This is a genomic window from Thiomonas sp. FB-6, from assembly GCF_000377645.1.
Classification (GTDB): Bacteria; Pseudomonadota; Gammaproteobacteria; order Burkholderiales; family Burkholderiaceae_C; genus Thiomonas_A.
The window spans coordinates 14,716-28,000 of sequence record NZ_KB898491.1 but is presented as its reverse complement, the minus strand read 5'-3'; the positions used below and the strand labels follow the sequence as shown (position 1 = coordinate 28,000).

The window sequence follows — 13,285 nt, the reverse complement described above, 5'->3', positions numbered from 1 at the left end:
CTCTTCCTTCCGCCCCGGCGGCCTCGTCGCCCGGGCCCACCCGTACCGATCATGGCAAGTATCCAGCTCGAACACGTCAGCAAGGCCTACGGCAAGCTGGCTCCGGTGGTGCGCGACGTCAACCTGCGCATCGGGGACAACGAGTTCTGCGTGTTCGTCGGCCCCTCGGGCTGCGGCAAGTCCACGCTGCTGCGCATGGTCGCGGGGCTGGAACCCATCAGCTCCGGCCTGCTGCGCATCGGCGACACGGTCATGAACGACGTGCCGCCGGCGCGGCGCGGCGCGGCCATGGTGTTCCAGAGCTACGCGCTGTTCCCGCACATGAGCGTGTTCGAGAACATGGCCTTCGGACTGCGCCTGGCCAAGTGCACGCCGGCGGACATCGACCGCCGCGTGCGCTCGGCCGCGCAGATCCTGCAACTCGAGCCGCTGCTGGAGCGCATGCCCAAGGCGCTGTCGGGCGGGCAGCGCCAGCGCGTGGCCATCGGCCGCGCCATCGTGCGCGAGCCCGAGGTGTTCCTGTTCGACGAGCCGCTGTCCAACCTGGACGCGGCGCTGCGGGTGCAGACGCGCTTCGAGATCGCGCGCCTGCACCGCGACTTCGGTCGCGCCAGCGCCATCTACGTCACCCACGACCAGGTGGAGGCCATGACCCTGGCCGACCGCATCGTGCTGCTCAATACCGGCGCCGCGGTGGCGCGCGACGGCAGCGTGGCGCAATGCGGAACCCCGCTGGAGCTGTACCACCAGCCGCGCAACCGTTTCGTGGCCGCCTTCATCGGCTCGCCGCGCATGAATTTCGCGCCGGCCCGGCTGCTGCAATACGACCACGAACTGGCCACGCTGCAGTTGCGCAGCGGGGAGTGCGTGCAGGCGCGCGTGGACGCGCGCGGCCAGGCGCCCGGCGCCGAATTGAGCCTGGGCATCCGCCCCGAGGACGTCGAGGTCGGCGCGGGCGAGCCCGCGCTGGCGCGTGACGTGCTGTGGCAGGAACGCCTGGGCGAGGCCACCTACCTGTACCTGGACGCCGCCGGCTGCGGCGACCCCTGGGTGGCCAAGGCACCGGGCCACTTCAGTGCCGCGCCGGGCCACCGCGTGACCCTGCGCCTGCCGCCCGAACGCGTGCACGTGTTCGACGCCGCCGACAACGCCCTGCCGCGCACCGTGCAGCCCGAGGGGCTGCCGGCGCTGGCCGTGGCGGCCTGAGCGCCGCGCGCACCGGAGAGCCTGAGCATGATCGAACTGGGCGTGTGCTATTACCCCGAGCAATGGCCGCGGGAGTTGTGGGAGCGCGACGCTCGCCACATGCGCGAACTCGGGCTGCGCGTGGTGCGCATCGGCGAATTCGCCTGGAGCCGCATCGAGCCGCGTAGCGGCGAGTTGTGCTGGGACTGGCTGGACCAGGCCCTCGACACCCTGCACCGGCACGAACTGCGCGTGGTGCTGGGAACGCCCACCGCCACCCCTCCCAAATGGCTGGTCGATGCGCATCCGGACATCCTGGCGCTGGACGAGCACGGACATGCGCGCGGCTTCGGCTCGCGGCGCCACTACTGCTTCTCCAGCCCGCAATACCGGGCGCAGGCCGCACGTATCGTCACGCTGATGGCCGAGCGCTACGGCAGCCACGAGGCCGTGTGCGCCTGGCAGACCGACAACGAATACGGCTGCCACTCGACCGTGCTGAGCTACTCCGCCGCGGCACGCGAGCGTTTCCGCGCGTGGCTGCAGCAGCGCTACGGCACCATCGAAGCCCTCAACCAGGCCTGGGGCACGGTGTTCTGGAGCCAGGAATACACCGACTTCGCGCAGGTGGATCCCCCCGCCGGCACGGTGACCGAGGCCAACCCCTCGCATCGCCTCGACTGGCGGCGCTTCGCCTCCGACGAGGTGGCCGAGTTCAACCGCATGCAGGTGGACATCCTGCGCAGGCACTCGCCGGGCCGCGACGTGCTGCACAACTTCATGGGGTTTTTCACCGAGTTCGACCACCACCGCCTGGCGCGCGACCTGGACGTGGCCGCCTGGGATTCCTACCCCCTGGGCGCCACGCAGAACTTCTTCCTCGACGCGCACGAGAAGCAGCGCCACGCCTTCACCGGACACCCCGACATTCCCGCCTTCCACCACGATCTGTACCGCGGCATGTGCCAGGGACGCTGGTGGGTCATGGAGCAGCAGCCGGGACCGGTGAACTGGGCGCAGTGGAACCCCGCCCCGCATCCCGGCATGGTGCGATTGTGGAGCTGGCAGGCCCTGGCCCACGGCGCCGAGGTGATCAGCTACTTCCGCTGGCGCCAGGCCCCCTACGCGCAGGAGCAGATGCACGCGGGGCTGCAACGCCCCGACGGCAGCGACGACCTGGGCGCGCTGGAGGTCGCCCAGGTCGCGCGCGAGCTCGACGCCCTGCGCGAGCCGCTGCGCGCGGCGCGCCAGCGCCGGCAGGCCCCGGTGGCGCTGGTGTTCGACTACGCCAGCCTGTGGATGGCCGACATCCAGCCCCAGGGCCGCGACTACCTGGCGCTGGAGGCCTGCTTTCGTGCCTACGCCGCGCTGCGCCAGTGGGGCCTGGACGTGGACCTGCTGCCCCCCGGCGCCGAACTGCAAGGCTACGCGCTGGTGCTGCTGCCGGCGCAGCTGCGCGGCGAGGCCGCGCTGGCCGAGGCGCTGCGGCGCAGCGGCGCGCAGGTGCTGCTGGGGCCCCGCGCGGGCTCCAAGACGGAAGAACTGCACATTCCTGCCGGCCTGGCGCCCGGTGCCTTCGCCGAACTCGCCGGCGTGCAGGTGCAGCGGGTGAGCTCGCTGCCGCCGGGCGTGGAATTGCCGCTGCGCCTGGGCGACGACGGCCCCACGCTGCGGGCGTCGCGCTGGTGCGAGCAGTTGGCGCTGCGCGGCGCGCAGGCGCAGGCGCGCTTCGCCGACGGCTCCGCCGCGCTGACCCGCAAGGACGACTGCTGGTACCTGGCCGCCTGGCTCGACCAGGCCGGCTGGCTGGCGCTGATCGAACACCTGGCGCCGGCCGCTGGACTGGGCCTGCAACGCCTGCCCGAGGGACTGCGCATCAGCCGCGTCGGCGAGCTGGCGCTGGCCCTGAACTTCTCCGATTCGCCGGTGCGCTGGGAGCCACCGCAAGGCGAGGCCACGCGCCTGCTGGGCGCGCTGGAACTGCCCCCCCGGGGCCTATCCGTATGGAAGCTGCTCCCAGCTGCTTCCGCACATTGACCAAGACTCACGAGGAGACGACAACATGCCACGCCTGTCCCGCAAGCTGGTGCTCGGCGCCGCGCTTCTGGGCGCCGCCGCAGCCGCAGCGCACGCCGACGAACTGGTGTTCAACACCGACTACTCCGACCCCGGACCGAAGGCGGCCATCGCCGCCGGCGTGAAGGGCTTCGAGGCCGCCTACCCCAACATCCACGTGAAGGTGAACACCTTCGACCACGAGGGCTACAAGAGCGCCATCTTCAACTTCCTGTCCGCCGATCCGCCGGACCTGGCCACCTGGTACGCGGCCAACCGCATGGCCCCCTTCGTCAAGGACGGGCTGTTCACCGACGTGACCCCGCTGTGGAACAAGGACGGCTGGAACCAGGCCTTCGCCTCCTCCGCGTCGTCGATGACCCTCAACGGCCGCAAGTGGGGCCTGCCGCTGACCTACTACCAGTGGGGCATCTACTACCGCAAGGACCTGTTCCACAAGCTGGGCATCCAGCCGCCCAAGACCTGGAAGGAGTTGCTGGCCGACTGCGCCACGCTGAAGTCCCACGGCATCACCCCCTTCGCCATCGGCACCAAGGCCCCGTGGCCGGCGGCCGGCTGGTTCGACTACCTCGACCTGCGGGTCAACGGCTACGCCTTCCACATGCAGCTCATGGCGGGCAAGGTGCCCTATACCGATCCGCGCGTGGAGAAGGTGTTCGACTACTGGGACCAGCTGACCAAGCCCGGCTACTTCATTCCCAACAGCGCGTCCTACGCCTGGCAGGAAGCGGTACCGCTGTTCGTCAAGGGCCAGGCGGCGATGTACCTGATGGGCAATTTCGCGGTGGACGTGATGAAGTCGGCCGGGCTGAAGGAGTCGCAGATCGGCTTCGTGCCCTTCCCGGTGATCGACCCGAAGGTGCCCGACGCCGAGGAGGCGCCCACCGACATCGTGTTCATCCCCGCGCATGCCAAGCACAAGGCCGACGCCGAGAAATTCCTGGCCTACCTGGCGCGCCCGGAGGTGCAGTCGAAGATGAACGCGATCCTCGGACAGCTGCCGACCAACAAGAACGCCAAGCTGCCGGACGATCCCTTCCTGCAGGCCGGCTTCAAGCTGCTGTCCAACGCCAAGGACCTGTCGCAGTTCTATGACCGCGACGCGCCCGCGCAGATGGCCAAGGCCGGCCTGGACGGCTTCCAGCACTATCTGATGGATCCGTCCCAGCGCCAGGACATCCTGAAGCACCTCGACGAGGTGGAGAAGCAGGTCTACAGCCAGTAACCGCAGGGCCCCCGGGCCCGTCAGCCCCCGTCCGCGCGCCGGCCCGAAGCCGGCGCGCGGCAGCCGCCGCCGATTCCGCCATGTCCTCTCCCGCGCGCACGCCGCCCCGCCGATCCTGGTGGGCGAGGCACCACATGTCCCTCGCTCCCTGGCTGTTCCTGGCCCCGGGCCTGTTCCTGTTCACGGTCTACGTGCTCGGGCCCATCGTCGAGTCCATGGGGCTGAGCCTGTACAAGTGGGACGGGCTGGGCACCGCGCGCTGGGTGGGGCTGGCCAACTACCTGCGCCTGGGCTCGGACCCGGCCTTCCTGACCGCGCTGCGCAACAACCTGATCTGGCTGTTCGGCTACCTGCTGTCGGTACCCATCGGCCTGGCGCTGGCCCTGCTGCTCAATCAGACCATGGCCGGCTTGCGCCTGATGAAGTCGGCCTTCTTCTTTCCTTTCGTGATCTCCCAGGTGGTCATCGGCCTGGTGTTCACGCTGTTCTACGACCCCACCTCGGGGCTGTTCGTGCACCTGCTGCATGCCCTGGGACTGCCTCCGGTGGCGGTGCTGTCGAACTCGCACCTGGTCACCTACGGCATCGTCGCCGCCGGGCTGTACCCGCAGATCGCCTATTGCATGATCCTGTACCTCACCGGGCTCAACGGCGTGCGCGCCGACCTCATCGAGGCCGCCCGGCTGGAGGGGGCCAAGGGCTGGTCCATGCTGTCCAGGGTGGTGCTGCCGCAGCTGCGTCCGGCCACCTTCATCGCGGTGGTGGTCACGGTGATCGGCTCGCTGCGCAGTTTCGACATGATCTCCATCATGACCCAGGGCGGCCCCTACGGCAGTTCGCGCACCCTGGCCTATTACATGTACGAGGTCGCGCTCAGCGAGTACGGCTACCGCATGGGCTACGGCGCCGCCGTCGCAACCGTGCTGTTCTTCATCATGCTGGTGTTCATCGTGTTCGTGCTGCGCCGCGTGTACCTGCAGGAAAAGGAGAACGCCTGATGTTCCCGACCCCGATCGAACAGACGCGTCCGCTGACGCGCACGGCCTACCGCGTGGGCATTCCGCTGCTGCTGCTGGTGTGGCTGCTGCCCATCCTGGCGGTGGCCATGATGTCGGTGCGCACGCCGGCCGACATGAATTCGGGCAACTACTGGGGCCTGCCCTCCTCCTGGGCCGGCGTGAGCAACTACGTGCAGGTGTTCCGCAACACCCCGCTGCTGCGCTACATCCTCAACAGCTTCGAGGTCACGGTGCCCGCGGTGGCCGGATCCATCGCGCTGGCCAGCCTGGCCGGCTACGCCCTCGGCGTGTACCGCTTCCGCGCCAACCTGGCCGTGTTCTTCCTGTTCGTCGGCGGCAACTTCGTGCCGGCGCAGATCCTCATGGTTCCGGTACGCCAGCTCTCGCTGCACCTGGGGCTGTACAACAGCACGCTGGGGCTGACCCTGTTCCACACCGCCTTCCAGAGCGGCTTCTGCACCTTCTTCCTGCGCAATTTCATCCGCGATCTGCCGCGCGAGCTGATCGAGGCCGCGCGCATCGAGGGCGCCGGCGAGCTGCGCATCTTCCTGCGCATCGTGCTGCCGCTGATCCGCCCCGCGATGGCCGCGCTGGCGGTGCTGATCTTCACCTTCGTCTGGAACGATTATTTCTGGGCCACGGTGCTCACCCAGGGCAGCCACGCCATGCCCGTGACCGGCGGGCTCATGTCCCTCAACGGCCAGTGGATCTCGCAGTGGCAACTGGTCGCCGCCGGTTCCATCCTCGCCGCGCTGCCCCCGGTGGTGATGTTCTTCGCCATGCAGCGCCATTTCATCGCCGGGCTGACCCTCGGCGCCACCAAGGGTTGACGCCATGCCAGCGAGTCTGTTGCGTCTCGAGGGCAATGCCTGCAGCGCCGTGCTGGAAGTCACCCAGGGCGGCGCCGCCTTGTGGCGTCACCTGGGCTCGCGCCTGGACGCGCTGGACCTGCTGGCCGCCTGGCCCGGCACCGAGCTGCTGTCCATGCCGCCGGGCGGCATGGATGCGCCGAGCCCGCCGCGCCTGGCCCCCGGCCACGGCAACGGCCTGGCGCAGGACGGCGTGCTGCGCGCCCACCGCGACGGGCTCGACGCCATCCACGAATGGAGCGTGGAGTCCTGGGAGCAGCCCGCCGCCGATTCGCTGAGCCTGCAGCTCGGCGACCTCGGCGCCGGCCTGGGCCTGCGCATCGAGCTCGGCCTGGACGGCGCCACCGACGTGCTGCGCGTCGAGGCCGAGCTGCACAACCGCGGAGACACCGAATTGCAGGTGGACCGCCTGGCCGGGGCCAGCATCGCGCTGCCCGCCGAACTCGGCGAGGTCTGCTACCCGCACGGCGAGTGGGCGCAGGAATTCCAGTGGGAGCGCCAGGCCGTCGGCCCCAGCGGCTGGTCGCGCGAGAACCGGCGCGGGCGCAGCTCGCACCAGGCTCCGCCGGGCCTGTTCGTGCTGGCCGCGCATACCTGCGAGCACCAGGGTCCGGCGCTCGGCGCGCAGCTGGCGTGGAGCGGCAACCACCGTTTCGCGCTGGAGCGCCACGACGACGGGCGCCTGCTGCTGCAGGCCGGGGAATGGTTCGCCCCCGGCGAGCTGCGCCTGGCGCCCGGGGCGCGCCTGCGCGTGCCGCCGCTGCACCTGGCGCTGGGCCAGGCCGGCATCGGCTCGGCCTCGCGCGGCCTGCACGCGCTGGCGCGGCGCGAGGTGCTGCGCTGGCCGGGCGGCCGGCGGCGCCCGCGTCCGGTGCACCTGAACACCTGGGAGGCTCTGTACTTCCGCCACGACGAGGGCGAGCTGCGCGAACTGGCCTCGCAGGCGGCCGCGCTCGGCGTGGAACGCTTCGTGCTCGACGACGGCTGGTTCGAGGGGCGCGACGACGACCGCGCCGCGCTGGGCGACTGGTGGCCGGATGCGCGCAAGTATCCTCATGGCCTGGGCGGGCTGGCCGAACATGTACGCTCCCTGGGCATGGAATTCGGGCTGTGGGTGGAGCCCGAGATGGTCAACCCGCGAAGCCGCCTGTACCGCGAGCGCCCCGCATGGGTGCTCGGCGACCCTCGGCGCGAGCCGGTGTTCGGGCGCCACCAGCTGGTGCTCGACCTGGCCCGCCCGGAGGTTTCGCACTACCTGTTCGACAAGCTCGATGCGCTGCTGCGCGGCGCGCCGATTTCGTACCTGAAGTGGGACATGAACCGCGATCTCGCGCAAGCGCTGGATGCCCAGGGGCGCCCCGGCATGCATGCCCAGGTGCTCGCCCTGTACGCGCTGCTGGAGCGCCTGCGCGGCGCGCACCCGAGGGTGGAGATCGAGAGCTGCGCCTCCGGCGGGGCGCGCGCCGACCTGGGCATCCTGCGCTACACGCAGCGCCTGTGGACCAGCGACAACAACGACGCCAGCTCACGCATCGGCATCCAGTCCGGCGCGCTGCGCCTGTTTCCGCCCGAGCTGCTGGGCAGCCACGTGGGCCCGGCGCCGGCGCACGCCACCGGGCGCTCCCAATCCATCGACCTGCGCTGCGCGGTGGCCTGTTTCGGGCACATGGGCGTGGAGGCCGACGTGCGCGCGATGAGCGCCGACGAGCGCGAGCGCCTGGCCGGCTGGATCGCGCTGTACAAGCAGTGGCGGGAAACCATCCACGACGGCGAGATCGCGCAGGGGCGCAGCCCCAGCGGCGCGCGCTGGTGGCTGGCCTCCACCCCGCAACGCCAGTTCCTGTGCGTGTTCCAGCCCGAGGCCATGCCCGGCACGCAATCCGCGGCGCTGCGCCTGCCGCCCTTGCGCGGCAGCGGCCGCTGGCGCGTGCGCCTGCTCGGACGCGCCGGGCAGCTGCGCCAGCGCGCCGAGCAGTCCAGCGCCTGGCTGCACGCCCTCGCCGGCCCCGGCGTGCTGGCCGACGGGCACGAACTCGCGCAATGCGGCCTGCCGCTGCCCGCGCTGCATCCCGAGGCGGCGCTGGTGTTCGGCATGGAGCGCGCATGAACCAGCTCCCGACGCAGGGCCCCGGGGCCGGCGCCGCCGGCGTCGGCGAGCCCTGGGACGTGCTGGTGGTGGGCGGCGGGGTCAACGGCTGCGGCATCGCGCGCGACCTCGCGGGGCGCGGGCTGCGCGTGCTGCTGAGCGAGCAGGATGACCTGGCCGCGCACACCTCGTCGGCCTCCACCAAGCTCATCCACGGCGGCCTGCGCTACCTGGAGTTCCACGAATTCGCGCTGGTGCGCAAAGCCCTGCAGGAACGCGAGGTGCTGCTGGCCAGCGCGCCGCACATCATGGGGCCGATGCGCTTCGTCGTGCCCCACGACCCGCGCCTGCGCTCGCTGTGGACCCTGCGCGCCGGGCTGTGGCTGTACGACCACCTGGCGCGGCGGCGCTGGCTCCCGGGCTCGCGCATGGTGGATCTGCAGGCCGAGGCCGCCGGCTGCTCGCTGCGTCCGCAATGGCGCCACGGCTTCGCCTACTCCGACGGCTGGGTGGACGATGCGCGCCTGGTCGTGCTCAACGCGCTGGATGCCGCCGAGCGCGGCGCGCGCGTGCTCACGCGCACGCGCGTGGGCGAACTTCGCCGCGAGGCCGGCGCCTGGCTGGCCGAGCTGCACGGCCCGCGGGGCAGCTTCCAGGTGCGCGCGCGCAGCCTGGTCAACGCCGCCGGGCCCTGGGCCGGGCGCGTCGCGCAAGACGCCGGGGCCGCGGCCGCGCGGCGCCCTCGCCTGATCAAGGGTTCGCACATCGTCGTGCGGCGCTGGGGGCCCATGCACCAGGCCTGGCTGCTGCAGAACCCCGACCGGCGCATCGTGTTCGTCATTCCCTACGGCGCCGAGCACCTGCTGATCGGCACCACCGACGTGGTCTACGACGGCGACCCCGCGGCACCGCGCATCAGCGAGCAGGAGACCGACTACCTGTGCGCGAGCGTGATGCGCTATTTCGACCTGCGCCTGGGAGCGCAGGACGTGGTGTGGAGCTTTTCCGGCGTGCGCCCGCTGCTCGACGACCACAGCGGCGATCCCTCGGCGGTCACCCGCGACTACCGCATCGAGCTCGACGCCGCGGGCGCGCCGCTGCTCAACGTCTGGGGCGGCAAGATCACCACCTACCGGCTGCTGGCCGAGCAGGCGGCCGACCGCCTGGCGGGCAGCCTGGGCTGCCGGCGCGGCGCCTGGACCGCGCATGCGCTGCTTCCGGGCGGCGACCTGTACGCCGAGCTGGGCCGCTCCGGGCCGGGCCCCGACGACCTGGCAGCCTTCGAGCGGGCGCTGGGCGCGCGCCATGCCTGGATGCCCGCGGCGATGCGCCGGCGCGTGGCCTGCGCCTACGGCACGCGCGTGCATCGCTGGCTGGGCGCGGCCGCCGGCCCGGCCGACCTCGGCGCCGAGATCGCGCCGGGGGTGTTCGAGGCCGAACTGGAATACGCTGCGCATCGGGAATGGGCGCGCAGCGGCGAGGACTTCCTCTGGCGCCGCAGCAAATGCGGCCTGGACCTGAGCCCCGCGCAACGCGAGGCGGTCAGCGCATGGTTCGATCTCCAGGCCCGCGGCGAACCCGCGGCCGTGCATTCGGGAGCAAGCCTTTGAACAGCTTTGTGGCGGCCATCGACCAGGGCACCACCAGCACGCGGGTCATGGTGTTCGACGCCGCGCTGCGCGTGGTGGCCGTGGCGCAGCGCGAGCACCGGCAGATCTGCGCGCAGCCGGGCTGGGTCGAGCACGATCCCGCCGAGATCCTGCGCAACGTGCACGAGCTGGCGGCGCAGGCGCTGCGCGAGGCGGGAATCGCGGCCTCGCAGCTGGCGGCCGTGGGCATCGCCAACCAGCGCGAGACCGCGGTGCTGTGGGAACGTGCCAGCGGGCGCACGCTGGGCCGCGCCATCGTCTGGCAGGACTGCCGCACCGAGTCGCTGGTGCGCGACATCGTGGCGCGCGTCGGGCCGCAGGGCTGGCGCGAGCGCACGGGCCTGCCGCCGGCCAACTATTTCTCGGCCTGCAAGCTGCAGTGGCTGCTGCGCGAGCACGCCGGCGCGGCGCAGGCGGCCGCGCGCGGCGAGCTGCTGTTCGGCACCATCGACGCCTGGCTGGCGTGGAACCTCACCGGGGGCGCCGACGGCGGGCAGCATGTCAGCGACGTGACCAACGCCAGCCGCACCAACCTGTTCGACATCCGGCGCCTGCAATGGGACGCCGAGATCTGCGAGGCGCTGGGCGTGCCCCCGGCCTGCCTGCCCCGCGTGGTGTCGACCTCGCAGCGCATCGGGCGCATCCGCGAAGGCGCCCTGCGCGGCGCCGAACTGGCCGCGCTGGTAGGCGACCAGCAGGGCGCGCTGATCGGCCAGGCCTGCTTCGCGCCGGGCCAGGCCAAGGTGACCTACGGCACGGGATCCTTCCTGCTGATGCACACCGGCGAGCAGGCCACGCCGTCGGCCAGCGGCCTGCTGGGCACGGTGGCCTATCGCCTGGGCGAACAGGCGCCGTGCTACGCGCTGGAGGGCTCGATCGCCGTCACCGGCTCGCTGGTGCGCTGGCTGCGCGACAACCTGGGCCTGATCGGATCGGCGGCGGAGATCGAGGAACTCGCACGCAGCGTGCCCGACAACGGAGACGTGTATTTCGTGCCCGCCTTCTCCGGCCTGTTCGCACCGCACTGGCGCCCGGACGCCCGCGGCGTGCTGGTGGGCCTGACCCATTTCGCGCATCGCGGCCACGTCGCGCGCGCGGCGCTGGAGGCGACGGCCTTCCAGGTGCAGGAAATCGTCGCGGCGATGCAACGCGACAGCGGCATGAAATTGCGCGAGATCAAGGTCGATGGCGGCATGAGCGTGAACTCGCTGCTGATGCAATTCCAGGCGGACCTGCTGGACACGCCGGTGATCCGCCCGGTGTGCGGCGAGACCACCGCGCTGGGCGCGGCCTGCGCCGCCGGCCTGGCCGTGGGCCTGTGGCGCGACACCGCCGAACTGGCCTCGCACTGGCAGGAGCAGCGCCGCTGGGAGCCCTCGATGCCGGCACCGGAGCGCGAGCGCCTGCTGCGGCGCTGGCAGCAGGCCGTGCAACGCTCGCTGGACTGGAGCGCCCCGGATCGCTGAGCCTGGCCGCGCAGCGCGCTCGCGGCCCCGCCGCCCCGGCTTCGCTACGCCCTGGCCTCGCGCCAGGCCCGCAACATGCTCGCGCCGCGCCGGCCGACCTCGGCCGCCTCCAGCCCCGGCCGGAACAGCTGCGAGCCGATGCCGAAGCCGGTCGCTCCGGCGCGCACCCATTCGGCCATCTGCGCCTCGTCGACACCACCCACCGGCCACACCGCCGTGCCGGGAGGAAGCACGGTGCACAAGGCCTTCAGGCCCCGCGTGCCGATCTGCTCGGCCGGAAACAGCTTCAGCGCGTGCGCGCCGGCGCGCAGAGCGCTGAAGGCCTCGCTGGGCGTGGCCACGCCCGGGGCGCAGAACATGCTCCGCGCGGCCGCATGGGCGATGAGTTCCGGGTCGCAATGCGGCGCCACCATCAGGCTTCCGCCCGCCGACGTCACCTCGTCCACGTCGCGCGGGCTCAGCATGGTGCCGCCGCCGACCAGCGCGTCCGGCGGCGCCATGGAGGCCAGGATCTCGATGCAGCGCAGTGCCTGCGGCCGGTTCAGCGGCACTTCCAGGCAGCGAAACCCGGCCTCGAACAGCGCGGCGCCGACGGCCGCCGCCTGGTCCGGCAGCAGCCCGCGCAGGATGGCCACCAGCGGCTCGGCGCCGGGCGCAAGCCCCGGATGGCGTGGTGGGAATGGGTTCATGGCGGGTTCCTCGAAGGATGGCGCCCGCGGCCGGGCCGCGGAACGGGTTGGCGGCTCAGGGGGACGGGGCCGGCAGCTTGTTGCCCAGTTCGCGCAGCGCGGCCACGTAGACGGCGTCCGGGTCCAGGCAGCGCGCCTCGATGCCCAGCAGCGCGGCGGCGTCGCGGTAGCGCCGCGCCAGCGCGCTGGAGGCGACGATGGAGACCGCGCGCGCCAACGGACCTCCGCGGCCCAGCGCCTCGTGCAACTCGGCGCCGATCAGCACGCCGCTGAGGTACTCCCGCGCATGTTCGGCGGGCATGGCGCCCGTGACCACCATGGCCCGGCAACTGAACAGGGCCCCCGCCAGGCGCGAGGCACCGGCCCGGCGCACGCCCTCGGCGAAGGCCTGCGGCGATTCCTCGCTGCGGCTCATCAAGGCTCCCAGGGTGCCGTGCTGGCTCAGGCAGGCGAACAATTCCCCGGTCATGTAGGTGGCGAACCAGCGGATCAGGCCGCCGCCGACCTGCGCCCACTTGGAGTGGGTCCCCGGCAGCACCACCATGCGGTTGCGCGCATCGGGTTCGAGCAGCGTGGCGCCGAGCAGTTGCACCTCCTCGCCGCGCATCACGTCGATGCCCTGCTCCGGCCCGGCCTGCTCGGGCATCACCGCGTAGCCGGGCACCACATGGCAGCGCGGCGGCGCGTCCGCGGCGCGCAGCGGCACCAGGTGGGCTCCCAGCGTGCGCAGCGGCTGGTCGATGCCCAGGTAGTCCACCGGCTGCCAGCCCTGGGTGCTGCCCACCATGCCCGACAGGATCACCGGCAGTTCGCCGGGCCTGGCCCCGAGGCCCTCGATCACCCCGGCGCAGACCTGGCCGAAGCGCCCGCGCGCGCGCAGCACCCCGTCGTCGCCCTCGCAGCGCGCGACCAGTTGCCCGTCCGGCGCGACGCGGTAAGCTCGCAGATGGGTGGTCCCCCAGTCGATGCCGATGATCTCGGCCGGACCGGTCGGAGGTGCGCGGTGGGGGCGCGGCGCCAT

Annotated in this window: 10 protein-coding genes; 8 read left to right on the top strand and 2 right to left on the bottom strand. The window is 72.0% G+C overall.

Translation table 11 applies throughout. The features are described from left to right. The first annotated feature begins 51 nt into the window (after positions 1-51). The 8 genes from D466_RS0114170 (at position 52) to glpK (ending at position 11,575) form a co-directional block, all read left to right on the top strand. Positions 52-1,206: an ABC transporter ATP-binding protein gene (locus D466_RS0114170; RefSeq protein ID WP_018914367.1), complete on the top strand. Its 1,155-nt coding sequence runs from the start codon at positions 52-54 to the stop codon at positions 1,204-1,206. Between the two features lie 27 nt (positions 1,207-1,233). Beyond that, positions 1,234-3,222, top strand: a complete 1,989-nt coding sequence (locus D466_RS0114165; RefSeq protein ID WP_018914366.1) for a beta-galactosidase — start codon at positions 1,234-1,236, stop codon at positions 3,220-3,222. A gap of 25 nt (positions 3,223-3,247) precedes the next feature. After that, the gene (locus D466_RS0114160; protein ID WP_018914365.1) at positions 3,248-4,486 is read left to right on the top strand and encodes an ABC transporter substrate-binding protein; all 1,239 of its coding nucleotides are present in this window, start codon (positions 3,248-3,250) and stop codon (positions 4,484-4,486) included. A 134-nt stretch (positions 4,487-4,620) separates the two neighbouring features. Then, positions 4,621-5,484, top strand: a complete 864-nt coding sequence (locus tag D466_RS0114155) for a carbohydrate ABC transporter permease (protein WP_018914364.1) — start codon at positions 4,621-4,623, stop codon at positions 5,482-5,484. After that, positions 5,484-6,335, top strand: a complete 852-nt coding sequence (locus D466_RS0114150; RefSeq protein ID WP_018914363.1) for a carbohydrate ABC transporter permease — start codon at positions 5,484-5,486, stop codon at positions 6,333-6,335. Before D466_RS0114155 ends, D466_RS0114150 begins: the two co-directional genes overlap by 1 nt. Before the next feature lie 4 nt (positions 6,336-6,339). After that, the gene (locus D466_RS0114145; RefSeq protein WP_038166346.1) at positions 6,340-8,481 is read left to right on the top strand and encodes an alpha-galactosidase; all 2,142 of its coding nucleotides are present in this window, start codon (positions 6,340-6,342) and stop codon (positions 8,479-8,481) included. Continuing rightward, positions 8,478-10,070, top strand: a complete 1,593-nt coding sequence (glpD, locus tag D466_RS0114140; RefSeq protein WP_018914361.1) for a glycerol-3-phosphate dehydrogenase — start codon at positions 8,478-8,480, stop codon at positions 10,068-10,070. The genes D466_RS0114145 and glpD overlap by 4 nt, the downstream gene beginning before the upstream one ends. After that, positions 10,010-11,575, top strand: a complete 1,566-nt coding sequence (gene glpK, locus D466_RS0114135; RefSeq protein WP_196803485.1) for a glycerol kinase GlpK — start codon at positions 10,010-10,012, stop codon at positions 11,573-11,575. The genes glpD and glpK overlap by 61 nt, the downstream gene beginning before the upstream one ends. Before the next feature lie 44 nt (positions 11,576-11,619). On the opposite strand, the gene D466_RS0114130 is transcribed toward glpK, so the two are convergent. Further along, the gene (locus tag D466_RS0114130; protein ID WP_018914359.1) at positions 11,620-12,264 is read right to left on the bottom strand and encodes a 2-dehydro-3-deoxy-6-phosphogalactonate aldolase; all 645 of its coding nucleotides are present in this window, start codon (positions 12,262-12,264) and stop codon (positions 11,620-11,622) included. Between the two features lie 55 nt (positions 12,265-12,319). Continuing rightward, complete coding sequence (locus tag D466_RS0114125; RefSeq protein WP_018914358.1) at positions 12,320-13,285, bottom strand: 2-dehydro-3-deoxygalactonokinase; 966 nt, start codon at positions 13,283-13,285, stop codon at positions 12,320-12,322.